A 26,245-nucleotide genomic window follows, 5' to 3' on the forward strand; every position below is an offset into this window, starting at 1 on the left:
CATCTGCTGTAAGCTTTGAAACAAGGTATTTAAAATTTCGATTAACTTTTATATACTGGTTAGAGTTGATACGTCACATGCTCATTAGACATTCAACTGGAGGGGGCTGAAAGAAATGAAAACACTCATCTCTAAACATTGGCATTGGATGCTGATTGGTTTTGTAGCCCTGATCATGGGCGGGTTTGTCTTGTTTTATTTTCAAGGTAGCGTGTCGTCGTTTCCGGCCAATCAATCTCAACAAGCTCAGGAAGAGCCAGATAAAACCAAATACGAGATTGTTACAGTGGGTGTAAAAGGGGACGGTTTCTATCCTAAAAATATTGAAGTGAAAGCCGGCGTTCCAACCAAGATCAATTTCAAAAAAATTACATCCTTTACTTGCATCGATGAAGTACAGTCGTTGAAGATCGGAATGGACGTTTACCTGGATCACGAAAATAATTATTTTACCGTCAAGGATTTAAAACCGGGGGTATATGAGTACAATTGCGGTATGTACATGTACTACGGGACGATCACGGTAAAATAAATCAAAAAAGCTTTCTGGCACATGGGGACTGACCCCATGGATGCTAGAAAGTTTTTTTCTTCCAACTAGGTGAATTGCGACAGTAAGTATATATACCATCACCCACCTGTGGTGCAATAAGCATTATCCTTTACCTCTGATCAGCTTACATTGCTGATCTTTTGTTTTTTACAAGACTTCTCTCAGAGAATTTACATGAAAACGGAGCAGGCGGAATGGTGCTGGACAAGCGATAGCGGTCGCCTTTGTCCCTGAATTTCTACCTTTGTCTGCTTATTCAAGAAATCCGGGGACAACAGCGATGGGAAGCACCATCCGCATGTGTAGTGGCACGAATGTAAATCTTAATCCACTCCCCATATATCTAATTTTGAACTGATTTTTCTCCTAATTCGTCGGGTACCCGCTTTTGAGCCAGCAAAGTATGATAATAGTATCTAGAGATGAGGAGGAGCTTGTTATGGGATCTTCAACTGAAACCGCTTCCAACGCTGATGCTGTGATTCCTGAATCCAATCGGGGAAGACCACGTAAGGCTCGCGGATCGAAGCCCGAACGCGGTGAAAAAGGCCTGTGGAACAGTGTGAAACAGCAAAAGTACCTTTATTTTATGTCCATTCCTTTCGTCATATGGGTGTTTGTTTTCAGTTATTTTCCACTATGGGGATGGACAATGGCGTTTCAAAAATATAAGCCAGCCAAATCGTTTTGGGATCAAAAGTGGGTAGGGTTAGACAACTTTATTGAGCTTTTTCAGGATGAACGTTTTTATCTGGTATTACGAAATACGCTGACAATGAGCCTGATGGGTATTGTTTTTGGTTTTGTTGTACCGATCTTTTTTGCAATTCTGCTAAATGAGTTGCGTGGTATGCTGTTCAAGCGAGTTGTGCAGACAGTATCCTACCTCCCGCATTTTGTATCCTGGGTAGTTGTGGCCGGATTGGTGACGAAAATGCTGTCCATTGACGGTGGAATTGTTAACGATATTTTGGTAGCGCTTCATATTGTGGATGAACCGATTCAGTTTATGGCTAAGGGGAGTTGGTTTTGGTACATTGTAACCGCTTCCGACATATGGAAAGAGACAGGTTGGAATACGATTATTTATTTAGCTGCCATCACCGGAATTGACCAGGAACAATATGAAGCTTCACGTGTGGATGGGGCCAGCCGCTGGAGACAGATGTGGCATATTACATTGCCAGGTATCCGCTCGACCATCGCCATTCTGTTTATTATGGCGATTGGACATCTGGTCAGCAATGGTTTTGAAAAGCAGTTCTTACTTGGCAACAGTCTCGTAACGGATTATTCGGAAGTGCTGGATTTGTATGCACTGAATTACGGGATTAATCTGGGCCGCTTCTCTTACGGGACGGCAATAGGCATTTTCAACTCACTGGTTAGCATTCTGTTGTTGTTTACGGCGAACGGTATATTCAAAAAACTGACCAAAGAAAGCATCATGTAGGGAGGGAGAAGCGAAATGACGAATAAGGCATTTAATGCTACACGGTCAGAAAAGCTGTTTGACCTGTTCAACTATATCCTCATGGCTCTGATCGTGGTGTTGACGCTGTACCCGTTTCTGAACGTACTAGCGATTTCCCTGAACAATTCGACGGACACGGTTCGTGGCGGTATTTATATATGGCCTCGTCAGTTTACACTCGAAAATTACAAAACGATTTTCCAGTACGATGGCCTGCTTCGGGGTCTGCAGGTATCGATTTTACGTACAGTAGTTGGAACGGTGCTGGGACTCATCTGTGCTTCTATGCTTGCATTTACGCTGAGTCGGGTCGATTTCCGCGCGCGCAAGTTCATATCCACGTTTCTGGCGTTGACGATGTATTTTTCCGGCGGAATGGTGCCTGTGTTTATTTTGATGCGTGATTTACATTTGCTGGGCACGTTCTGGGTGTATATTTTTCCGGGGCTGATCAGCGCGTTTAATGTTTTTGTCATTCGTTCCTTTATGGATGGTTTGCCGTATGCGCTACAAGAGTCTGCCAAGCTGGATGGAGCCAATGACTTTACGATATATTGGAAGATTATTTTACCGCTGTGCAAGCCTGTACTGGCGACAATTGCCCTTTTTTTAGCGGTAAATCAATGGAACGCATGGTTTGATACGTACTTGTACAATGGAACCGCCGCGCAGTGGACAACGCTGCAATTTGAGCTGATGAAGATACTGCAAAGTACGCAGCAAGGCGGCGCCAATATGGCGAATAGCAACGATATGGCTAAGCAAATGGCTCAGATTTCGCCAGAGTCGATTAAAATGGCAATCACGATTACCGTCACGCTTCCGATTTTGCTCGTATATCCATTCCTACAAAAATATTTTGTAGGCGGTATGACACTGGGAGCTGTTAAATCATAACAATCCAATCGTAGCAGTCAATCCACAACGATAAAATCCTAGAAATGCAGGAGGTTTTGAACATGAAAAAACACTGGTCCAGATTTGCACTAATTCCCTTGCTCGCCGTATCGCTTGCCGCACTTGCAGGTTGCGGTGGAAGCGATAAAACAGCGAAAGAAGGCTCATCCAGCGGCACAGACCCAATTACGTTTAGCTTCTTCGGAGCAGATACAAGCCCGCAATGGAATGGAATGAAAGATGAAATAGGCAAGGAAATCACCAAGAAAACAGGTGTAACCTTGAATGCGGAATTTGATGTCAGCGGCGGAGGTGGGGATGACCGGATTGCTTTGATGGCAGCAAGTGGGGAATACCCAGACCTGGTCTCTCCTAAAGCAAATATTAGCAAGCTTGTGGATGCGGGGGCTATGATTGATCTGACCGATCTGATCAACGATCACGCACCCAATCTCAAAAAGCTATACGGCCCCTATATGGATCGGCTGAAATACAGCAATAAGGATCAAGCCATCTATGTTATTCCTACGTATGCAGGGGTGGGACAGGAGAGTTTTGACGCGACGGGGGGATTTGAAATTCAGCATAAGGTGCTCAAGGAACTGGGATATCCCAAGGTAAGAACATTGCAGGATTTTGAAAACGTGCTCAAAACCTATGTAGCCAAACATCCGACGATTAATGGCAAAAAAACGATCCCTCTCACGCTGGATGCAGACGACTGGAGAATTATGATTACCGTAACGAACCCTGCTTTCCAGACAACTGGGGCGCCGGATGATGGTGAATATTTTATTGATCCCAAAACTTTTGAAGCCAAGCTTCATTACAAACGTCCGGAAGAAAAAGAATATTTCCGTTGGTTAAACCACATGTACAATGAAGGGCTGCTCGATAAAGATTCGTTTGTACAAAAAAGTGACCAATACAAATCCAAAATTGCCAGCGGCCGTGTCCTGGGTCTGATCGACCAAGAGTGGGGTTATCAGGATGCCGAAAATGCATTAAAAGCGTCAGGCAAGGCTGATGCCAGCTATGCACATTTTCCAGTTACACTTTCGGAGGAATATAAGGATCGTTCCTTTCAGGATACAGGTTTTGCGTCCGGTTATGGTGTAGGGATTACGGAAAGTTGCAAGGACCCGGTGCGGGCTATTAAATTTCTGGATTATTTAGCTTCCGATGAAGGACAGGTGCTAGTGAACTGGGGGATCGAAGGCAAGCACTATGAAATCAAAGACGGCAAACGCGTCATTCCTGCCGATGTATTGGATCAAAAAACGAACAATACAACCAGCTTCAATAAATCCACTGGAATAGACTTGTACACATTAATGAGCGGACACTATGGGGACGGAGTGAAGGACTCTACGGGTAACTACTACACTGCCAAATTCCCAGAACAAATTATCGCGGCTTATTCGAAGCCGGAGAAAGAATCACTGAAAGCGTATGGCGTAAAAACGTGGAAGGAACTGTTTCCAGGAAAAGAAGAATTTGATGTGAAGCCTTGGGGCGCAGCCTATAACCTGACGACAGACAATGAATCCAACTATAACGTTACATTTAAAAAGACGACAGACATAATCCGCAAACGTATACCGGAAGCCATTTTAACACCAGTTTCCAATTTTGATACGGTATACGACAACATGATTAAAGAACTGGATGCCGCCGGAGCTGTCCAAATGGAACAGCAATACACGCAACTGGTGAAGGACAGAGTGGAGTTATGGAGTGGGAAGGCTGCTAAATAACGAGTCCATATTTTCCAAACTTTGAAATCTCGGAGTGACAGAGCGCATGCGCCATGGGCAATATGGGTTCAGCGCTTTGTCTGACCTTGATGAGGGAGGGTTTGAGTTGACGAAAGGCGAAAGACCACAGTCCCTACGGTTATGGTATCGCCAGCCTGCTGAGGTATGGGAGGAAGCATTGCCAGTCGGCAATGGACGGCTGGGAGCTATGGTATTTGGCGGGATCAGAGAGGAGCATTTGCAATTAAACGAGGATACGCTCTGGTCCGGATTTCCCAGAGATGGCGTTCAGTATGATGCATTGCGATATTTAGAGCCTGCCAGAAAGCTGATTGCAGATGGAAAATACAAGGAAGCAGAGCAACTGATTAATTCGAACATGCTGGGTCGAGATACAGAAGCCTACCAGCCTTTAGGAGATTTGTGGATTACACAGGAGAACCTAGGGGAGATTGCGCATTATGAACGGGAACTGGATATGCAGACCGGAACGGCAGTGGTCACTTTTCAGAGTGATGGAGTCCACTATACTCGCGAAGTTATCGCCAGTGCACCTGATGGAGTCATTATGGTGTCACTGACTGCGAATAAGGTCGGAAAAATCCATGCATCTGTGCGTATGACTACCCCCCATCCTTGTGAGGATGAAGTTGGAGAGGATGCGCTTGGTGATTCCTGCAAAGGAGCCAACGATAACGATCCATCCGAGGAACCGACCAGGGACTTCATTACGTTGACTGGACGAGCGCCCAGTCATGTGGAATCTAATTATCACGGTGATCATCCACAGTCTGTCGTTTACGAAAATGATTTGGGGATGGCTTTTGCAGTTCAGGCGAGGGTTATTCCCGAGGGAGGAACCTTGACGACGAGGGATGACGGAGCGTTAATCATCTCGGACGCGGATAAAATCACGGTGTATTTGGCAGCGGCTACCGGATTTCGGGGATTTCAGGCTATGCCGAATAGTGATGCAACAGAGTCGGCAGAAGCATGCAAAGTCATTCTAGACGGAGCGATTTCGCTAGGAAGTGAGCAGGTGCGGCAACGCCATGAGCAGGATCACCGGAAGCTGTTTGACCGTGTTGCATTAGAACTGGGAAGTGACACGCTAACTGACGAGTTCGTTCTCCCGACGGATCTGCGATTAGAACGCTATCAGAAAGGTCAGGCAGACCGGGGGCTGGAAGTGCTGTTATTCCAATATGGCCGTTATTTGCTAATGGGCAGTTCACGTCCGGGCAGTCAGCCCGCCAATCTTCAGGGCATCTGGAATGACCGGGTACAGCCGCCGTGGAACAGTAACTATACAACCAATATTAATACACAGATGAACTATTGGCCCGCAGAGGTGTGTAATCTTGCCGAGTGCCATGAGCCATTGCTGCACATGATTGGAGAAGTCGGTCGTACGGGACGCAGGGTCGCTTCCATCAATTATGGGGCTCAAGGATGGACAGCTCACCACAATATTGATGTGTGGCGAAACGCCGGACCGTCAGGTGGCCATGCCAGTTGGGCATTTTGGCCGCTTGGGGGTGTATGGCTAACCGCTCACCTATGGGAGCGTTATCTGTTCACCTTGGATACAACCTATTTGGCAGAACAGGCTTATCCGCTTATGAAGGGGGCGGCGGCCTTTTGCTTAGACTGGCTTGTGGAGGGCCCGGATGGTCGGCTTGTAACGTCCCCCTCCACTTCGCCTGAAAATAAATTCATCACGCCCGAAGGCGAGGATTGCAGCATATCCATGGGCTCTACGATGGACATGACGCTGATTCGGGAGCTATTGAGCAACTGTATTCAGGCCGCGGAACTGTTGGAGTTAGACGATGAGTTCCGTAGACGCTGCGAAGAGACACGGGAACGATTAATACCCTATCAAATCGGCCGTCACGGTCAGTTACAGGAATGGATGGTCGATTTTGAGGAAGCGGAGCCTGGGCATCGACATGTTTCGCATCTTTTCGGGCTTTACCCCGGCCGACAGATCCATATCCGCTATACTCCAGAGCTGGCTGAGGCGGCTCGCATATCGCTACGCCGCCGGCTCGATCATGGTGGCGGTCATACCGGGTGGAGCTGTGCCTGGTTGATTAACCTGTACGCCCGGCTGGAAGATGGCGACACTGCGCATCGGTATGTTCGCACGTTGCTGTCGCGGTCGATCTACCCTAATTTATTCGACGCTCACCCGCCTTTTCAGATCGACGGTAACTTTGGTGCGACGGCAGGCATCGCAGAAATGCTGCTGCAAAGCCGCCCGGGCGAGCTGACGCTATTGCCTGCCCTGCCATCGGCATGGCCGGAGGGACGGGTCAGCGGCTTGAAAGGGCGTGGCGGAATTACGGTCAGCATGGAATGGTCCGGTTCGCGGCTCGTCCGTGCGGAGCTTACCACATCGGTCCAGACGGGAAGCTGTACGATTCGCAGTGCACATCCGTTTAGCGTTGATGATCGTCGGGCTCAGCCTGATCCCAAGCACGGAGGATTTATTTTGTCATGGACTTTTACCAAAAAGCAGGAAACAACGAATGAATATACGATTATAATTGAGGGAGAGGAAGAGACACAATGACTATTTTTCAATTTCCGCAGGACTTTATGTGGGGTACCGCAACGGCCGCCTACCAAATCGAGGGGGCTTACCAGGAGGATGGAAGAGGGTTGTCGATCTGGGATACCTTTGCCCATACGCCTGGCAAAGTGTTCAACGGTGATAACGGCAATGTAGCTTGTGACAGCTATCATCGTTACGAAGAAGATATCCGTCTCATGAAGGAACTGGGCATTCGTACATATCGTTTCTCGGTGTCCTGGTCACGTATATTCCCTAATGGTGATGGTGAAGTCAATCAAGAGGGATTGGACTATTATCATCGTGTAGTTGATTTGTTGAATGACAACGGAATTGAACCGTTTTGTACACTGTATCACTGGGACCTGCCTCAGGCGCTACAGGATGCCGGAGGGTGGGGAAATCGTCGCACAATTCAGGCATTTGTCCAGTTTGCGGAAACGATGTTCCGTGAGTTTCACGGTAAAATACAGCATTGGCTGACATTCAATGAACCGTGGTGTATCGCCTTTTTATCCAATATGCTGGGAGTTCATGCCCCGGGTCTGACGAATCTTCAGACTGCGATTGATGTAGGACATCATCTGCTGGTTGCACATGGTTTATCTGTACGCCGATTCCGCGAGCTTGGCACCAGTGGCCAGATCGGTATCGCCCCAAATGTCTCCTGGGCTGTTCCTTACAGCACTTCTGAGGAAGATAAAGCGGCTTGTGCACGCACGATTTCCCTGCACAGTGACTGGTTTCTCCAGCCTATTTATCAAGGCTCGTATCCTCAGTTTTTGGTAGACTGGTTTGCGGAACAGGGAGCCACCGTACCTATACAAGATGGAGATATGGACATTATCGGTGAGCCAATTGATATGATTGGTATCAATTATTATAGTATGTCGGTTAATCGATTTAATCCGGAGGCAGGATTTCTTCAATCTGAAGAAATCAATATGGGACTACCTGTAACAGATATCGGCTGGCCGGTGGAGTCACGTGGGCTGTATGAGGTACTACATTATTTGCAAAAATACGGTAACATCGATATTTACATCACAGAGAACGGGGCTTGTATCAATGATGAGGTCGTAAACGGAAAGGTGCAAGATGATCGTCGAATTTCCTACATGCAGCAGCATTTGGTGCAGGTGCACCGGGCAATTCATGATGGTCTTCATGTTAAAGGCTATATGGCATGGTCACTTTTGGACAATTTTGAGTGGGCAGAGGGGTATAATATGAGATTTGGCATGATTCATGTCGATTTTCGCACACAGGTCCGCACCCCCAAGGAAAGTTACTATTGGTATCGAAATGTAGTAAGTAATAACTGGTTGGAGACTAGACGCTAAACAAAGAGAAATGATCTGAATATAAAGCAAATTTAGGTCTGCCTCCGCTCCCGTTTGTTTAAATAGGAGGTCCTCTGGGGTAATAATAACCAAGATGAATACAGATGGTTCTAGTATATAGAGACCGGCAGGAATAAAAAAATAAAAAATGTGCATACTGAAAAAAATACCTGGCGAGGGCACTTTTTAACCATTTTAAACTAGAGGGAGTGGAGGGTATGGCTTCGAATTTTAGAAAATCAGGATCAAGGGATAACCAAATGAGCCGCACGGTATCTGTTATTTCTTTGATCGCTTGCATTGTAGGTATTATTCTTATTTTGCTTGATATAGGGAATTTAACCGATCGTAATATCTATCTAATGACAGGCATTGGCGCCTTTGCTGCCGGAATTTTCATTTTTCTAATCGGGAAATCATTTGTCATTGCCCGCAAGAAGGAAGACCAAGAGAACGGACATCGTTAATACAATTGAAAAGATGATGTAAAACTGATAATGAAAACAACAGCGCGGGGCTTCGAGCAGTGTAGGATGATAACTGTAAGGAGTCCCGATTTTTGCTTTAGTATAGCTTTTTTAAGATACTTCAAGATGCATAATTAACGTTTTTATATGTCATTTTTGAATTAAAAAGAAATTTTGAATTTGCAAGAGAAATTTTATTTTTAGAGAGGTTTTTCACAAAAATCGGACAAATAATCGACAATTCTGTTAACAATAAAAAAAGTGGCCGCTTTTCTGCTATCTTATATAAGGGCAACATTACAGGAGTTCGTTAGTTTTGAGTAATTTACTATTTTAAGGAGAGGGGAACAACATGAACAAAAAACCAAAAGCGATTATTGCGTTGGTTTTGACCGTGCTCACGGTAGCATTGCTCATCTGGACGTGTTTTTATGCTGGCGGAAAATACGTTGTTTTCGATCCGAAAGGACCAATTGGGCAAGCACAAAAAGAGCTGATCATTCTTACAACTGCATTGTCTGCGCTTATAATTGTACCGGTTATGATTTTGACCTTCTTCATCGTTTGGCGGTATCGCGATACCCCAACAAACAAGGTGAAGTATCAACCCCATTGGGATGACAGCAAAAAGCTGGAAACCACATGGTGGGCTATTCCGATTATCGTTATCTGTATTATTGCGGTCATCACTGCGAGATATACCTACATGCTGGAGCCTTCCAAGCCGATTGCAAGCACGCAAAAGCCAGTAACGATTCAAGTAACCTCATTGGACTGGAAATGGCTCTTTATGTACCCAGAGGAAGGTATAGCTACAGTTAACCAAGTTCACATTCCTAAAGGTGTTCCAGTCCGTTTTGAACTGACTGCTGACGCACCGATGAACTCGTTCTGGATTCCGCAATTGGGCGGTCAAATCTACACCATGTCAGGCATGGCCATGAAACTGCATTTGCAGGCCGATCACGAAGGAACTTACTTTGGCTCGGGTGCAAACTTTAGCGGTGAGCATTTTGGACAAATGCGTTTTGATGTAGAAGTCCAGTCGGATGAAGAGTATAAAAACTGGGTCGCTGACATCAAGAAGCAGTCTAAGCCGCTGACGAAAGACGGCTATTTGGCGCTTGCAAAACCAGGTTTGTCCCAGCCTGATGAGTATTCTTCGATTCCAGACGGCTTGTTCAAAGAGATTGTCAACAAGTATGTAGTGGAAGGCTCTTCTAACCCCCATGCTGGACATGGTGAAGCTACATCCACAGAAGATTCATCCAAGACCGGCACAGAAGAGCATGCCGAAATGGATATGAGTCATATGAATATGAGCGGACACAATTAAAATGATTATAGGGAAGGAGGCCCCCAATGCTTGACAAAATAAAAGAGTTTGCATCCACTTTCTTCGTTACTGGAGACCCGATGATCTATGGAGCGGACGTTTCCATCGCACTAGCAACGATCGGGATCGTGTTTGTGCTCACTTATTTCAAAAAATGGGGCTGGCTTTGGAAAAACTGGTTGACTACGGTTGACCATAAAAAAGTCGGTATTATGTATATTCTTGCGGCCATCTTGATGTTATTCCGCGGAGGCGTGGATGCATTATTGATGCGTATTCAACTTGCTACACCTGATGTGACACTCTTACATCCTGAGCATTACAACCAGATTTTTACAACTCACGGCACAATCATGATCTTGTTTATGGCGATGCCGTTGATGTTTGGTTTGTTTAACATCGCCGTACCCCTTCAAATTGGTGCGCGCGACGTTGCGTTTCCTTTCCTGAACGCATTGAGCTTCTGGCTTTTCTTTATGGGTGCGATGTTGTTCAACTTGTCCTTCGTTATTGGCGGTTCGCCAGATGCAGGCTGGTTGAGTTATCCACCGCTCTCAGAACTGCAGTTTAGTCCTGGCGTCGGTCAGAACTTCTATATCTGGGGTATTCAGATTTCCGGTATAGGTTCATTGGCTACAGGGATCAACTTTATTGTTACCATCATTAAAATGCGTGCACCTGGTATGACTTGGATGAAAATGCCTGTCTTTACGTGGTCCGTATTTTCATCATGTGTTATTATCATTTTCGCGTTCCCGATTCTGACGGTTACTTTAGCTTTGCTATTCCTTGACCGCTTTGGAGGAGGACACTTCTTTACCCTTGATTTCGGCGGTAACCCGATGATGTATATCAACTTGATCTGGATGTGGGGTCACCCTGAGGTATACATTGTAGTATTGCCAGCCTTCGGTATTTATTCCGAGGTTATCAGCGTATTCTCTAAAAAGAAATTGTTTGGTTACAAATCCATGGTTTACGCCATGTTCATTATTGCGATCCTGTCCTTCTTCACGTGGGCGCATCACTTCTTCACAATGGGATCAGGCGCAGATGTTAATGCATTCTTTGCGATTTCGACGATGGTTATCGCAATACCGACAGGGGTTAAAGTATTTAACTGGCTGTTCACGATGTACCGGGGTAAACTCGAATTTAAAACTCCGATGATGTGGTCTATTGCATTTATTCCGAACTTCCTGATTGCAGGTTTGACGGGCGTCATGTTATCTGTAGCGCCTGCGGACTTCCAGTTCCATAACAGTTACTTCCTGATCGCTCACTTTCACTCTGCTCTGATTGGTGGGGTAGTGTTCGGTTACCTGGCAGGTCTGTACTACTGGTGGCCCAAAATGTTCGGTTTCACATTGCCTGAAACGCCTGGTAAATGGGCTTTCTGGTTCTGGAATATCGGGTTCTATGTATGTTTCATTCCGCAATATTCCCTCGGTCTGATGGGTATGACACGTCGTCTGAGCACTTACGGCTGGGATACTGGCTGGCAGCCGCTTAACATGGTGTCAACCGTTGGGGCATTCCTGATGGGGATTGGTTTCTTGTTCCAGGTTCTTCAAATTCTTCTGGGTATCAAAAATTACCGCAAGCTGAAGGATACAACTGGCGACCCTTGGGGTGGTCACACGTTGGAATGGTCAATTCCTTCACCTGCACCGGAATACAATTTTGCTACCATTCCGCAAGTAGAAGAACGCGATGACTGGTGGGCAGAAAAAGATAAACGTGCAAAAGGTATCTTCAGAAAGCAACCGCCAATTGAAGCGATTCATATGCCGAAAAACTCGGCGATTCCATTCATTATGTCGGTATTCTTTTTCATTGCAGGTTTCGGTTTCGTATTTGGATGGTCGTTCTTCTATATTCCAGGGCTGATCGGCGTAGCAATTTGTATGATTTGCCGTTCGTTCTTCTCTTATGATGGCGACTACTATATCCCTGCGGATGAAGTAAAACGCACGGAAGCGGCAATAAGGGGGTCTGTATAATGGCACAAGCAGCAGCACATCACAGCCATGATCATGACCACGGGCATCACGATCCGCAAGAATTGAAGATGCTTGGTTTTTGGATCTTCCTCGTAACGGACGTAATCCTGTTCAGTACCTTGTTCGCAACCTTCGTTGTCCTTCGGAACAACACAGCCGGAGGACCAGGTGGCGCAGAGCTGTTTAACATGACGGGCGTTATTATTGAAACGTTCCTCTTGCTCACAAGCAGCTTCACAAGTGGTCTGGCTGTGTTGGCTATGAACAAAGGAAGCATGAAGGGATTAATCAACTGGTTAATCGTGACGGCAATCCTGGGTCTTGGTTTTATCGGTTTTGAAGTTTACGAGTTTGTTGAAATCGTACATGAAGGTGCTAATTTTGGAACCAGTGCGTTCTTGTCGGCATTCTTCACCTTGGTCGGAACACACGGACTTCACGTTTCGTTAGGTCTGGTTTGGATGATTGGACTTATGTTCCAGTTGAAAAAACGCGGACTTACTCCAGAGACGAAGGGCAAAGTTTCGGCATTGAGCTTGTACTGGCACTTTTTGGACGCTGTCTGGATCTTCTTGCTGACAGTTGTCTATTTGATGGGGGTGATGTAGATGGCACAGCATCAATCAGGAGCAGGTTCGCATGGTCATGATGATTCTCACGGTTCAGTGAAATCCTATGTTATCGGATTTATTCTGTCCATCGTACTGACCATCATTCCTCTCGGCGTGGTTATGAATCATATGTTGAGCCGCACTTCGACGATGGTTGTTATTTTAGCCGCGGCAGTGCTGCAATTTCTGGTTCAGCTATTCTTCTTCATGCACATTCGTGAAAGCAATGGACCACGTTGGAATGTGATGACTTTAATCTTTGGTATAGTGATCCTGTTGACCGTCGTTGGCGGTTCTGTATGGATTATGGAATACAACATGGTAGCACACTAATAAATAACACACTAATTTTGATAAGAGGAAGCGGCTCTATGCCGCTTCTTCTTTTTTTGTAAAGGGCCTGCTGAAATTAAACTGTGGCTTCTTGAACTCAAGTTTGCATGTGTGTAAAATGGAATTGTATAACAGAAGAGTGAAAAAGATAATACTAATGGAGAGTGAGGAAAACGTCATGAACACCGAAATATTGTTTAAACCTTTTAAGATAGGTAACTTATCGCTTCCCAATCGGATCGTTATGGCTCCCATGACACGAAATTTTTCTCCCCAAGGTGTTCCAGGACCTGAGGTTGCTGCGTATTATCGTCGTCGTGCGGAAAATGCTGTTGGATTGATTATTACGGAGGGAACGGCTATCAATCATCCCGCAGCTGTGGAGCACACAGGCATCCCTAACTTTTATGGTGAAGGGTTAAAGGGGTGGGCCAAGGTAGTAGAGGAGGTCCATGCGGCAGGTGGCAAAATTATACCGCAGCTTTGGCATGTGGGTACGGCCCGGAAAATAGGTGCGGATAACCAACCGAATCCCGAGGCATTGCCTGTCGGTCCTTCGGGTATTTCTCCCGCCGGAGAAAAGGTAGTTGAGCCATTGACGGAGGCGGAAATTGCGGATATCATCGCAGCCTTTGCTCAGGCCGCTACCGATGCCAAGCAGGTGGGGTTTGACGGCATTGAACTTCATGGAGCGCATGGCTATTTAATAGATCAATTTTTTTGGGATAAAACCAATAAGCGTACCGATCAATATGGAGGCGATTTGGTTCAGCGGACCCGGTTTGCGGTCGAGGTTATTGAAGCTTGTCGCCGTGCAGTGGGTCCGGATTTTCCAATTGTACTGCGATTCTCCCAGTGGAAGATGTACCATTATGGAGAAAAGCTGGCACAGACACCACAGGAACTTGAACAGTTTCTTGCTCCATTGGTGAAGGCCGGAGTGGATGTATTCCATTGTTCAAGTCGCCGTTTCTGGGAACCGGAATTTGAAGGCTCAGATCTAAATTTGGCAGCTTGGACGAAAAAGATAACAGGCAAGCCAGTGATTACAGTGGGATCAATTGGCTTGGAGAAGGCCTTTTTAAGTGATTTGGAGAAAAATGATAATCGTCAGACTGAGCAATCCAGTAATGTAGAGGCCAGATTAGAGCAGCTCGTGGAGTTACTAGAACGAGAGGAATTTGATTTGGTTGCAGTTGGACGTGCATTGCTGGTTGATCCGGCATTTGCAGTAAAATTGCGTGATCAACAGATAAAAGAAATAATTCCTTACAGTGATGAAGTATTAAAAACGTTGAAATAAGAAAATTTCCGTTACAGGGCAAGCTGTAATATAAGCTATTCGTAAATTCTACGAATTTGCTATAATAGAAGCATCAAGTCGAAATACACGGGGTGAAAAGGATGAATTCTGAAACGGAAGCTTTGGATTGCGAGCCGGCTTGTCACGGTTCAGATCAGGAAATTGAGCGCATAAAATCTTCCCTTGTTGAGGATTCCATCGCATACAAAATGTCGGAGCTGTTTAAGGCGCTGGGTGACCCGACACGGATTAAGCTGATTTATGCCCTGGCCCAAAAGGAACTGTGTGTTCATGATTTAACACAGGTGTTGAACATGGGCCAATCTGCGGTATCCCACCAGCTTCGTTATTTGCGCAACCTGCGTATTGTCAAACGACGCAAGGAAGGCAAGACAGTGTTTTATTCACTGGATGATAATCATGTGGAGCAGATTTTTTTGCAAACCCATCAGCACATATCACATCAATGATTTTTGACAAACCAACAGCAGGGCGCCAAGCAATTGGCGCCCTGCTGTTGCTTGTCCATTGAAGTCGATTTTTTTGTTAATAAGGGCTATGATCATTGACTTTTACCCCTAAACCTGAATATAATGACCTTAACAAATAATATATGAACAGTTGCTCATATATAGATAATTGGAGGCCAATTATTATGGATGCTCTAAAAAGAAATGAACGGCATGAATGGATTTTGGAAGGTTTGGATTGCGCCAACTGTGCTCTCAAAATTGAAAATGGAGTCAGTAAAATAGAAGGGGTCTTGGATTGCTCGGTCAATTTTGTAACAAAAACGTTGACGATGACCACAACTTCGGATCAAAAAGAAGAGGTTTTTCGCCAAACGGAACGGAAGGTTCATAGACTTGAGCCTCATGTTCGGATGGTTGCCAAAAGTGCCGGTGGACGCCTGCGCGAAGACAGCCGAAGCAGCGTTGGTGCCGCACAGGCAAGCTGCACAGAGGATTGCGCATGTGGTCATGAGCATGATGGTAAAGGACATAATCACAATGATGGACAGCATGGTGCTCACAGTCATGGTGGCCACAGCCATGAAGCGCATGGCGCGCACGATGGGCACGACCACGGTAATCATACACACGTACATCACAATCACCATGCAGTGCACGATCATGGTGAAGCTACCCATGCTCACTCACATTCGCACTCGCATAATGATGATAGCCATGCCGGGCATACGCATGATCATGGTACGGACGGTATGCGCCGTATGATTGCGCGTCTGTCCATAGGAGCGGTTATTGCAGCTGTTGCCTGGTGGTTACCTGTTGAAGGTGTGGGCAAGCTGGCTCTATTTTTAGTGGCATATATCATCGTTGGCGGTGATGTTGTCTTGCAGGCTGCACGTAGCTTGGTGCGTGGAATGGCCTTTGACGAGTATTTCCTGATGACGCTGGCTACGGTGGGTGCATTTGCTATTGGGGAATACCCCGAAGGCGTAGCTGTCATGTTCTTTTATCAAATCGGAGAGCTATTCCAAGGCATTGCAGTTAACCGTTCACGCAAGTCCATCAGTGATCTGATGGATATTAGGCCAGACTATGCCAACCTGAAGACCGCTGAGTCCGTACGGAGGGTGTCTCCAGAAGAGATTCGCGTTGGAGATTTGATCGTAATCAAGCCGGGTGAGAAGATTCCGCTGGATGGTAAGGTTGTAGAAGGCAAGTCGCATGTCGATACCTCGGCGTTGACCGGTGAATCTGTGCCTCGTACCGTTGAGCCGGGAAGCAGTGTGATGAGTGGATTTGTGAACACGAATGGACTTCTGACGGTAGAGGTCAGCAAGGAATTTAGTGAATCTGCGGTCTCCAAAATTTTGGAACTGGTGCAAAATGCGAGTGCCAAAAAAGCGCCGACTGAAAAGTTTATCACGAAATTTTCCAGATATTATACTCCTGTAGTAGTTATTGTAGCGTTGTTGTTGGCAGTTGTTCCTCCGCTTGTTGTGCCGGGTGCACAGTTTGCAGATTGGTTATATCGTGCGCTTGTCTTCCTCGTTATTTCTTGTCCGTGTGCGCTGGTGGTGTCCATTCCACTGGGCTTCTTTGGCGGAATCGGGGCAGCCTCCCGTTCAGGTGTGCTGATCAAGGGCGGTAATTATCTTGAAGCCCTGAATCATGTAAAATACGCTGTTTTTGATAAAACAGGTACGCTCACCAAAGGTGTGTTCCACGTGACCGGGATTTATCCTGCCGAAGCTTTTACGAAGGAAAGTCTGCTGGAGACTGCTGCATTGGCCGAGATGCACTCCACGCATCCTATCGCAGCTTCCTTGCGTGAAGCTTATGGCAATGAACTTCAAACGGAGCGAGTGCAGCAATATAGCGAAATATCCGGCCACGGGATTCAGGCCCAGATCGATGGGCACAAGGTATTGGCCGGAAACGCTAAGCTGATGGAGCGGGAGCGTATTGCTTTTAATGTGACGCAGCAAGCAGGGCCAATGGATGAAGGAACGGTCGTACATGTGGCTGTAGACGGAACGTATGCTGGCTGCATTCTGATATCGGATGAGGTTAAGGAGGATGCGGCCAAAACGATTGCTTCGCTGAAAAAGCTGGGGGTGGTCAAAACCATCATGCTAACAGGTGACAATCGGACAGTTGCCGAGGCTGTAGGACGTCAGTTAGGTCTGGATGAAGTACGGGCAGAACTGTTGCCTCAGCATAAAGCCGAAGCCATTGAGCAGTTGTCTGCAAGTAAAAAACCGAGCGATAAAATCTTGTTTGTAGGCGATGGAATTAATGATACACCTGTACTTGCCTTGGCAGATGTTGGTGTAGCGATGGGCGGTTTGGGTTCGGACGCTGCGATTGAAGCAGCAGATATCGTAATCATGAACGACGAGCCTTCAAGGCTGGTGACGGCGATTCATATTGCCCAACGCACACGCCGTATCGTATGGCAAAACATTATATTTGCGCTAGGTGTCAAAGCAGTATTTCTCACATTGGGCGCGTTTGGTATTGCTACTATGTGGGAGGCTGTATTCTCCGACGTAGGTGTAACACTGCTAGCCGTATTAAATGTGATGCGTGTGCTGAAGGTTGGTTCTGACGAATAAAAAGGGAACACCCCCGTTAACATTGGATGTAGACATCCTATGAAAACAGGGGGTGTTTTTATAGCAGCCTTTTTTGTGTAGACATGTGCTTTCAGCAGTATAGAGACCTATTTTTCTCATATATCGTAGTTGTGCAGAGATGTATAAATGTGGGGAGGGTCTAATAAGTTTAAGGTAGGGACTTTATAAGTAAGACCCATGTAACATTCGGTTGGTCAGTAATTAGTAAGCGTTTTCTTTATTTGGAGGGGTACTCGAATTCGTGTGTGCCAACTTGCTGACGAAAGAAAGGATGGATTACTAGCATGGAGGCTAAACTGATGCAGGTATTCGCAGAGCTGTTGGGTGGCATAAACAGCCGGGATTGCAACGTTCCAGAGCCAGGTATGGAGTCTACTACACGGAGATTGGCTATGGAGACGCTAAGAGCAGGAAGCCATCAAGTATCTGCTGCACAGGAGGAAGATCCATTGGGCTGGCTGGTTAGTTTAGCCGAGCAGGGTGCAATCAGTCGAACGGAAGCATTGCTGGCTGCAAACCCGGAATTACTTGGAGAGCCGATGCTGAATAACGGCAATGATACAGAGCAAGCCATGGACACACTACTAAAATGGAGCGATGAATACAGCGACACCTCCATACGGCTTTATGCGGATGCTCCTGCAAGTATGAGTCATAAAAGTACAGAGGAAGCATCATCAGGAATAGGTAGTCTTGACGGTTATAGTCTGCTGCATGGTCCATTGTCACTGGCATCCGGCCGCGTGAGGGAATTATGCTATGCCTATTTGGAAGCGGCAGAGTCTGGACAAAAGATTCATGCCCCTGACGGGGAGCCCGATCCCATCCTTGTCCCAGGTTCCCGTGCATCCGATACGTACACATCATTTAATAAAGCATCTGGTTTGCCTGGATTGTGTGAGCACCTGTCCCGACGAATCATTGGCCTGCTGGAAACAGAGTACGAGGGCTTGTTTGAGTTGCTGGACGGATTGCCGCTGACTATAGCTTTGACTGAGCAAAACAATGCAGTGGGCATCGGAAGTCTGCAGGATATGCAGCTGGAGGCATTACTGCGTGCAGCGTTGCGGAGCATGCGCCAGGGGGGAGAACCACGGCTGGAGATTATGGTGCGCAATCCGACTGACCTCAACCAGTTCCAGACCATCCGGGACTGGATTGACGGCGTTGCCGAGCAAACGTTGTGTGGGCGTCTGCGATGCGTTCCATATCGGGTAGGTGTACTTTTGACGGTTGATGCAAGTTTGGTGCCTAATGCAGGCCATACATGGAGTGAGCAATCCGCACAGTCGGAGAAGTCGGCCAACGCTGATAGCATGTTCGAAGTGAGCGCACGACAGACCAAGCAGGCGGCTCAAGCCGCAGATTTGGCACGATTTGCCGATACGGTCATTTTAGAAGTCATACCAGTTCCATCTGATGACAACAGAGCTGGGGGTTCGCTGATTCCATCCGTTGTTGACGGTCATGAGAATGCTAATGATACGATAAAACGCATAATGGAAGCTGTTCGGCGTGTAAAGCCCGAGCTTCCTATATGGGTGGCGATAGATGAAATTCACCAGTCCCTGGATGGGAATTGGATCTGGGAGAACGAACTGACGGGGGTCATTTGCTCGGATTCAACAGTTCCTGCTGTACGTCTTGCGGCTGCGCGTTGGAGACTGCAACAGCAAGCCAATCGTCAACACACTTCAGAAACTGCACACCCTCATGCGTGGAAGTTTCCACTATAGCCTGAAGATAACCTGAATTCATGTGATAGAGGATTTTGCAAAAATCCAGTAAGCGACTTTCAATGAACAATATATAGATCGAAATGGTCTAGTTCATCTATATATTGCACTTTGGAGCGACTGGAATCGAATTTTGCAAATCCTGAATAAAATGCTTTGTAATATAGAGGATACCTGCGTTGTTTGCGCGGGTATCTTTTTTATTTAGGCTATTAGCAGTTTACAAGTGGAAAAGGAAGGGTATATAATAAAACAAAAGTTTCTCTAAAGCAAAATAATTGTATAGATGCAAAAATGATTATCATTCTCATTGCCAAACATGCTGCTTCGGGCTTCCCGAAGCAGCATGTGCTATTTTGGGGCACTTAACAATGGATATCATTCTCAATGAGATGCAAGTACAAGGAACCAAAAATGGAAAGGAACGTGACAAGATGCAAGCAGTTCAACGATTACAAGATACGTTGTCTCCCTCTAACCGAACACTTTCAAAAAACAGTGGCAGCGGACGACCCGGTCCCAATCGCAAACCGCAATTTCAGCTCAAAAGCATGCTGAAAAATAAGGAGATGCAGGCTGCTCTAGGCAGTGGAATGCTAATGCTGATGGCATGGGGAGTCTCACATTGGTGGCAATGGCTATCCATCATTCTCTATGTAGTGTCTTATGCCCTTGGAGGCTGGTCCAAAGCCAGAGAAGGGATTGAAACCCTGATCCGAGAACATGATCTGGATGTTAATTTACTTATGATCGCTGCGTCTTTAGGAGCTGCGGCCATTGGCTACTGGAATGAAGGAGCCATGCTGATCTTTATTTTTGCACTCAGCGGTGCGCTGGAGAGCTATACTACGGAGCGTAGTAGTAAGGACATTTCCGAGCTCATGGCGTTGAAACCGGAAACGGCTTTGCGCTTGTCTCACGACGGAACAGAAACGGTTGGCATTGAGCAGCTGTTACCAGGCGACCTGCTGCTGGTTAAGCCCGGCGAACTAATTCCGGCGGACGGTCGAATCTCCAAGGGTGTGTCGGCGGTGAATCAGGCATCCATTACCGGGGAATCTGTTCCGGTAAACAAGGTAGCAGGTGACGAAGTATATGCAGGCACCATCAATGGAGAAGGCGTGCTATATGTAGAGGTCAGCCAGTCCTCGGAAGATACTTTATTTTCAAAAATTATTCGTATGGTAGAAGAGGCCCGTACCGAAGTTCCCGATTCGCAGCGGTTTATTAAAACATTTGAATCGGTATACGCCCGAATTGTTGTTGCTGTCACGCTGATCGTCATTGTGGGTGCACCCCTAGCATTAGGCTGGACGTGGGCAGCGGCTTTTTACAAGGCGATGGTGTTCCTTGTCGTAGCCTCACCTTGTGCGCTCGTGTCATCCATTATGCCGGTGATGCTATCGGCCATTTCCAATCGTGCCCGGCGGGGCATCCTGTTCAAAGGTGGCGCGCATGTGGAAAATATGGCATTAACTTCCGTTGTTGCTTTTGACAAAACGGGCACGTTAACGAAGGGCTCACCTGTGGTCACGGATTGGATTATCGCCCCAGATTACGATGCTGATGAGCTATTGCACATTGTCGCAACAATCGAGAGCTATTCCTTACATCCGCTGGCGCGAGCGATTGTAGCCAAAGCCGAAGCTGAATTGGGACAGAGAGAGCTGCTCACAGCCGAGCAAGTGCAGGCCCTTACCGGGTGGGGAATGGAAGGCATCATAGGCGGGGTAAAATGGAAAATCGGTCGCACGAACGTGCTGGATGAACCTGGTCTTCTGGCTGAGCCAGAGTGGGTGGAGAGTCGAGCACGACTGGAAGCCGAGGGCAAAACCGTATCCATCATTCTCGCGAATGATCGGATTGCCGGGATGCTGGCGCTACGTGATGAGCTGCGTCCGAAGGCACGAGAGTCCGTGAAACGCCTGCAAGCACAGGGGATTCGGGTCGTCATGTTGACCGGAGACCGCCCGGAAACGGCAGCCGTGATCGCAGCACAGGCTGGAGTCGACGCCGTATATGCTAGCTTAATGCCGGAGGGCAAAGTCAGTCATATTCGCATGTTGCGGGAGCAATACGGACATGTCGTCATGGTCGGCGACGGTGTGAACGATGCTCCGGCTTTGACCGCAGCAACCGTAGGGCTAGGCATGGGGATGCATGGCAGCGGAGCAGCCCTGGAGGTCGCAGACGTGGTGCTAATGAACGACGGAATTGAGGAGATTGCTCCGACGATATCACTGGCGCGCAAGGCGCAGCGAGTGGTCAAACAAAATATGATCTTCGCGGTAAGTGTCATTGTGCTGCTGGTGATCAGTAATTTTGTGCAAAATATAGCCCTGCCATTTGGGGTCATTGGGCATGAAGGTAGTACACTGCTTGTCATTTTGAACGGCCTGCGCTTATTGCGGTCATAAGACTATAAACTAATTCACAAATCACAAGATTACAAACAGTCAGGAGCATTCAACCCTCATACATCCAAGGGGGATGAATGCTCCTTCTTTCTTTAGTAGTGTTAGTCTATTTTGTATGCAAGGCAAAGTTTATCTCATACTTCTAATCGCGACTGCTGTACGACTATCTACGACGCGGTGTAGACCGCCGCAAGAACAGGGAAAACAGTAATCCCGCCAGTGCAATTCCGGTTGCAATGATGAAGGCATCATTAATACCATGGATCGTCGATTCTGTAACAGCCCTTCCGTATACCTGTTGTATCGCGAGTGCAGAGCCGCTTTCCGCAGAAATACCCGCTGTTTGTGCGAGGGTCTGTCCCAGTTGTGATACGCCTTCAGTTACAGAGACATTGGCTGTGGTAGCTACATTCGCATAATCTGCCATATGAACCGTAGTCCGGCTGCTCATTACAGTAATGAGCCAAGCGGTACCGATAGATCCGGCGATTTGCCGTACTGTATTGGACATGGCAGTACCATGGCTGCCGAGATGTGGAGGCAACTGGTTGAGCCCTTCCGTCTGGACGGACATCATCAGCAGTGACATCCCGAAGCTGCGAATCGTATAGATGATCATAATATGTCCATAGGTGGTGGCATCGGTCAGCAGACTGAATTCCCATGTCGTGACTGCCGTAATGATTAGCCCGATGATCGCCAACGGCCTCGCGCCAATACGATCGAATACTGCCCCTGATATCGGTGACATCACACCCATCAGCAGTGCACCCGGCAACAGCAGCAGACCGGATTGCAGCGGTGTAAAGGCGCGTATATTTTGCAAATAGATCGGCAGTAGCAGCATCCCGCCGAACATGGTCATATTGACCGTAGCCCCAACCAGCGTAGATACCGTAAAAATATCATATTTAAATACACGGAATTCCAGCATAGGCTCCAACATGTTCAGCTCACGCACGACAAAAAACACAATAAACACGATCCCAAAAGCGAGCGAGAGTATAACTGTATTGCTGCTCCAGCCCTTGTCTCCAGCTGAACTAAAGCCATACAACAAAAGGCCAAAACCAAGGGTGGAAAAAATGGTTCCCAGCAGGTCAAAATGCGGTTTTGTCAGCTTGGACACATTTTTGAGCCAGCGCACAGCAAACAGAATATCAATGATCGCCAGCGGAATTACTAATAAAAATAGCAGCCGCCAACTGTAGTGCTCCACAATCCAGCCAGATAAAGTGGGTCCTACCGCCGGAGCAAACATCATGGCGATCCCCATGGTTCCCATAGCAGCCCCCCGTTTTTCGGGAGGAAATACAGTCAGGAACACGTTCATCACCACAGGCATGATGATGCCCGCACCGCTGGCTTGAATCACGCGTCCAACCAGCATAGGCGCGAAGCCGGTGCTGGCAGCGCAGACGACAGACCCGGCAGTAAATAACCCCATCGCGGATATGAACAGGGCACGTGTCCCGAATGACTCAATGAGAAAAGCGGTGATTGGAATCAAAATCCCGTTGGTCAGCATATATCCGGTGGATAGCCATTGAACGGTTGTGGCAGACACATTGAAATCATTCATCAAGTGCGGAATCGCCACGTTCAGCAACGTTTGATTCAAAATCGAAATGAAGGCGCCTAGCAGCAGCACGGACAGAATGCGTCCGACGGACATTTTTTGATCCATGACAGCCTCCTACTTGTGAACTCTGATCGTCGCACTCATTCCCGGGATAATTCCCAGCCCCTTGTAACCTTGAATGGAAATGGTAACAGGCACGACCTGCGTCACCTTGGTATAGTTGGCAGTGGTATTGGAAGTAGGCAGCAGTGAAAAGGTGGAGGCGGTCGCCAGACCGATCTTTTCGAGCTTACCGCTCAGGGATGTATCCGGGTAAGCATCAATATACACGTCTACGGTCTGACCTACCTGGAGATCCTGCACGGCCGTTTCGTCTATATTGGCAGTAATCCAAAGATTGTTCAGATCAAAGGCTTTCGCTAAAGGTGTACCCGCCCCGACTATCGAGTTGTTAACAGCCGTTTGCTGCACAACGGTACCATCAGTTGGAATCGTAACGCTAATTCGGCTTCCGCCTCCTTCAACACTGCCCAGCGTGCTGCCAGCGGTGTACGTCTTACCAACTTCAGCATTCCAACCTGTGAGCTTGCCCGCGCTTGGAGAGGCAACGGTAACCGCTTGTCCGCTCACTTGGGCATTATCGGTTTTTATGTAGTTGGCGGACTGATTGTAGTAATAGGCGGCGGCTCCACCTCCTGCCAGAATAATGATGATTACCAGCAGGTTAACTAATATGGCGCGCGAATTCATATTGTGCATGCCTCCCTAGTATTTTTGGATGTTCAAAGTATGCGTCAAACGATTCATAATATTCAGATGGGTTTTGGGAAAGGTTAAGAGCGTATGCCAAAAGGAAGATCTTGCTGACAAAGGATGATGCGCATAATGACGACCAGAATTATGATTGTATATGACAGTGAAAATGGACATACCGAACGTCTTGCTCGCTCGATCGCAGAAGGGGCACGCCTGGATCACACAGAAGTGATGCTAAAACATGTGAATGAGGCCGATGTGAATGAGCTTGTAAGCGTAGATGCGATCATATGGGGGTGCCCGGGTCATTTTGGTACCATCAGTAGCGGTCTGAAGAGTTGGATTGATATGCTGGGGTATCTGTGGGCGCAGGGCAAGCTAGTGGACAAAATCGGGGCTGTGTTTTGCACAACCGCTACCGTTCATGGTGGATTAGAATCAACGCTGTTGAATTTGATTACTCCTATGCTTCATCAAGGTATGATTATTGTAGGCCTGCCCGCTAGCATCACAGAGAATGCGCTCTACGGCTCCTACTACGGCGTAGGGGTAACATGTCCGGTGGAGACAGACCCCGATGGGCCGCCCAACCTTCCAACGGGGGATGATCTTGCGTTAGGTCGCTCTTTGGGCAAACGGGTCGCTGAGATGGCGGGACGGTACCGTAACGCCGAAAGAGAATAGGAGGCCGCCGATGACCATTGCTTTTATTGTAGTAGCTGTGGTTGCCTTTATCTTTTTGCTGGTATTTAATACGAAGATGACGCGCAAGTCCTCGGCCAAGAATCGCCCCAACCAAGAGGAATCCCGGCAAAGAAGCAAACGTCCATATCCTGTGCAGGTGGAACCCAAGGCGCATGAATTGACGGAGCATACGGGAGAGATCCAGCCTAAGAATTCGAGCGTTGAAGAACATCGTGCAGAGGAGCAGCACAAATTGTCTGATATCCAAACGGATATAAAGGTGGAGAAAGATCGCGAGAATACAGAAGGTGCCTACGGGGACCAGGATTATCGTGCGGCTTTGCGTGGTTTTGCTGGAAAGGACGAAGAAAAGGATGGACATTCCCGACTCTCTAATGGAGAGAAGGAGAATTCCAAAAGTGAGGACGAGCAGTATCGTGAAGCACTGCGTTCCATGAACCGAAAAAAATGAGATCCCTTCATTTGAACATGACAAAAAGGCTGCTTTACTGTCTGGAATACAGGCAGAAGACAGCCTTTTTGTGTTGCACGGCTATAGCCATTCGGTTAGCCCGATCATCGTAATCAAGCCAAGAATAAAGGAAAATGTGGCGATTCGCTGGTTACCATCCCCGTGACTTTCGGGAATCAGTTCCTTGTAGACGATAAACATCATAGCCCCGGCAGCAAAAGCAAGACCGTACGGCACCAGTCCGTTCACCCAGCTGCTCAAGTAAAAGCCGATCAGACTGGTGATGATTTCCACAGCCCCGGTTAGGGTAGCAATGCACAATGCCTTGAAACGCCCAATGTTTTGATTCACCAGGAATAACGCTACAATAAAGCCTTCCGGGGCATTTTGCAGACCGATAGAGAAGGCAATGAGATTGCCCAGATTCTGAGTCTCACTCGCGTAGCTGACCCCAACAGAGAGCCCTTCCGGCAAGTTGTGCAACGTAATAGCTGCGATGATGAGAAAAGATTTGGACTCCAATTGAAAAGTTTTGGAATCCGGGTCCTCCAAATCGGCATGGGGGATATACATTTCCATCACCAGTAATACGAGGCAACCGAGCAAAATTCCCGCAGTCAGCACGAACCAATTGGAATGCTGTATCGCTTCTGGAATCAGGTTATACACCGATGCAGAGGTCATAATTCCTGCGGCATAAGCCAGCAGAACATCACGAAGCCGGTGCGTGATATTACGCATAAACAGAATAGGCACGGCGCCGAGTCCAGTGGACAAGGCAGAAATTAAGCTACCTACGAAAACGTCATTCATAATCGGGATAATCCCTCCATACCT

21 protein-coding genes are annotated in these 26,245 nt (G+C 47.3%); 18 read left to right on the top strand and 3 right to left on the bottom strand.

All coding sequences use genetic code 11. From position 1 onward, the window contains the following. The first annotated feature begins 115 nt into the window (after nt 1-115). From HFE01_RS17330 to HFE01_RS17405, 16 genes are all read left to right on the top strand, one after another. A complete protein-coding gene (locus HFE01_RS17330) occupies nt 116-532 on the top strand; it encodes a cupredoxin domain-containing protein (RefSeq protein WP_017425537.1) in 417 nt (138 codons plus the stop codon). A 460-nt stretch (nt 533-992) separates the two neighbouring features. After that, nucleotides 993-2,006 carry an ABC transporter permease gene (locus tag HFE01_RS17335; RefSeq protein ID WP_107734540.1) on the top strand — a complete coding sequence of 338 codons (1,014 nt, stop codon included), beginning with the start codon at nt 993-995 and terminating at the stop codon, nt 2,004-2,006. 15 nt (nt 2,007-2,021) lie between these two features. Beyond that, nucleotides 2,022-2,924 (top strand): carbohydrate ABC transporter permease, encoded by a 903-nt coding sequence (locus HFE01_RS17340; protein WP_016820331.1) that lies wholly within the window; start codon nt 2,022-2,024, stop codon nt 2,922-2,924. Between the two features lie 62 nt (nt 2,925-2,986). Continuing rightward, complete coding sequence (locus HFE01_RS17345) at nt 2,987-4,681, top strand: ABC transporter substrate-binding protein (RefSeq protein WP_031462250.1); 1,695 nt, start codon at nt 2,987-2,989, stop codon at nt 4,679-4,681. Between the two features lie 106 nt (nt 4,682-4,787). Continuing rightward, nucleotides 4,788-7,259, top strand: coding sequence for a glycoside hydrolase family 95 protein (locus HFE01_RS17350; protein ID WP_107734567.1), 2,472 nt, complete (start codon nt 4,788-4,790; stop codon nt 7,257-7,259). Continuing rightward, nucleotides 7,256-8,602 carry a GH1 family beta-glucosidase gene (locus tag HFE01_RS17355; RefSeq protein ID WP_107734541.1) on the top strand — a complete coding sequence of 449 codons (1,347 nt, stop codon included), beginning with the start codon at nt 7,256-7,258 and terminating at the stop codon, nt 8,600-8,602. The genes HFE01_RS17350 and HFE01_RS17355 overlap by 4 nt, the downstream gene beginning before the upstream one ends. Before the next feature lie 218 nt (nt 8,603-8,820). Then, on the top strand, nt 8,821-9,069 hold the full coding sequence (locus HFE01_RS17360) for a hypothetical protein (RefSeq protein WP_016820327.1): 249 nt from the start codon (nt 8,821-8,823) through the stop codon (nt 9,067-9,069). Nucleotides 9,070-9,421: 352 nt separating this feature from the next. Further along, nucleotides 9,422-10,405 carry a ubiquinol oxidase subunit II gene (cyoA, locus tag HFE01_RS17365; protein ID WP_016820326.1) on the top strand — a complete coding sequence of 328 codons (984 nt, stop codon included), beginning with the start codon at nt 9,422-9,424 and terminating at the stop codon, nt 10,403-10,405. A gap of 26 nt (nt 10,406-10,431) precedes the next feature. After that, nucleotides 10,432-12,408: a cbb3-type cytochrome c oxidase subunit I gene (locus HFE01_RS17370; protein ID WP_013373105.1), complete on the top strand. Its 1,977-nt coding sequence runs from the start codon at nt 10,432-10,434 to the stop codon at nt 12,406-12,408. Further along, the gene (gene cyoC / locus HFE01_RS17375) at nt 12,408-13,016 is read left to right on the top strand and encodes a cytochrome o ubiquinol oxidase subunit III (protein WP_016820325.1); all 609 of its coding nucleotides are present in this window, start codon (nt 12,408-12,410) and stop codon (nt 13,014-13,016) included. The genes HFE01_RS17370 and cyoC overlap by 1 nt, the downstream gene beginning before the upstream one ends. Beyond that, on the top strand, nt 13,017-13,352 hold the full coding sequence (gene cyoD, locus HFE01_RS17380; protein WP_016820324.1) for a cytochrome o ubiquinol oxidase subunit IV: 336 nt from the start codon (nt 13,017-13,019) through the stop codon (nt 13,350-13,352). Nucleotides 13,353-13,530: 178 nt separating this feature from the next. Next, complete coding sequence (locus tag HFE01_RS17385; RefSeq protein ID WP_180361614.1) at nt 13,531-14,655, top strand: NADH:flavin oxidoreductase; 1,125 nt, start codon at nt 13,531-13,533, stop codon at nt 14,653-14,655. A gap of 101 nt (nt 14,656-14,756) precedes the next feature. Then, complete coding sequence (locus HFE01_RS17390; protein ID WP_007432172.1) at nt 14,757-15,125, top strand: ArsR/SmtB family transcription factor; 369 nt, start codon at nt 14,757-14,759, stop codon at nt 15,123-15,125. A 185-nt stretch (nt 15,126-15,310) separates the two neighbouring features. Continuing rightward, on the top strand, nt 15,311-17,740 hold the full coding sequence (locus HFE01_RS17395; protein ID WP_167438576.1) for a heavy metal translocating P-type ATPase: 2,430 nt from the start codon (nt 15,311-15,313) through the stop codon (nt 17,738-17,740). A 305-nt stretch (nt 17,741-18,045) separates the two neighbouring features. Then, a complete protein-coding gene (locus HFE01_RS17400; protein WP_167438577.1) occupies nt 18,046-19,497 on the top strand; it encodes a PEP-utilizing protein in 1,452 nt (483 codons plus the stop codon). A 434-nt stretch (nt 19,498-19,931) separates the two neighbouring features. Next, complete coding sequence (locus HFE01_RS17405; protein WP_049789366.1) at nt 19,932-21,914, top strand: heavy metal translocating P-type ATPase; 1,983 nt, start codon at nt 19,932-19,934, stop codon at nt 21,912-21,914. A 163-nt stretch (nt 21,915-22,077) separates the two neighbouring features. On the opposite strand, the gene HFE01_RS17410 is transcribed toward HFE01_RS17405, so the two are convergent. Together HFE01_RS17410 and HFE01_RS17415 are read right to left on the bottom strand one after the other, a co-directional pair. Next, on the bottom strand, nt 22,078-23,601 hold the full coding sequence (locus HFE01_RS17410; protein WP_017425977.1) for a DHA2 family efflux MFS transporter permease subunit: 1,524 nt from the start codon (nt 23,599-23,601) through the stop codon (nt 22,078-22,080). A gap of 9 nt (nt 23,602-23,610) precedes the next feature. Beyond that, nucleotides 23,611-24,246: an HlyD family secretion protein gene (locus tag HFE01_RS17415; RefSeq protein WP_016820318.1), complete on the bottom strand. Its 636-nt coding sequence runs from the start codon at nt 24,244-24,246 to the stop codon at nt 23,611-23,613. A 135-nt stretch (nt 24,247-24,381) separates the two neighbouring features. Between HFE01_RS17415 and HFE01_RS17420 the strand changes: the two genes are divergently transcribed. Both HFE01_RS17420 and HFE01_RS17425 read left to right on the top strand, forming a co-directional pair. Beyond that, nucleotides 24,382-24,936 carry an NAD(P)H-dependent oxidoreductase gene (locus tag HFE01_RS17420; protein WP_167438578.1) on the top strand — a complete coding sequence of 185 codons (555 nt, stop codon included), beginning with the start codon at nt 24,382-24,384 and terminating at the stop codon, nt 24,934-24,936. A gap of 10 nt (nt 24,937-24,946) precedes the next feature. Next, nucleotides 24,947-25,408 (top strand): hypothetical protein, encoded by a 462-nt coding sequence (locus HFE01_RS17425; protein WP_167438579.1) that lies wholly within the window; start codon nt 24,947-24,949, stop codon nt 25,406-25,408. A gap of 81 nt (nt 25,409-25,489) precedes the next feature. Here the strand turns inward: HFE01_RS17425 and HFE01_RS17430 are convergent, their stop codons facing one another. Then, nucleotides 25,490-26,221 (bottom strand): ZIP family metal transporter, encoded by a 732-nt coding sequence (locus HFE01_RS17430; protein ID WP_167438580.1) that lies wholly within the window; start codon nt 26,219-26,221, stop codon nt 25,490-25,492. Nucleotides 26,222-26,245: the final 24 nt, after the last annotated feature.

This window comes from Paenibacillus sp. EKM10P (genome assembly GCF_011800655.1).
Lineage (GTDB): Bacteria > Bacillota > Bacilli > Paenibacillales > Paenibacillaceae > Paenibacillus > Paenibacillus polymyxa.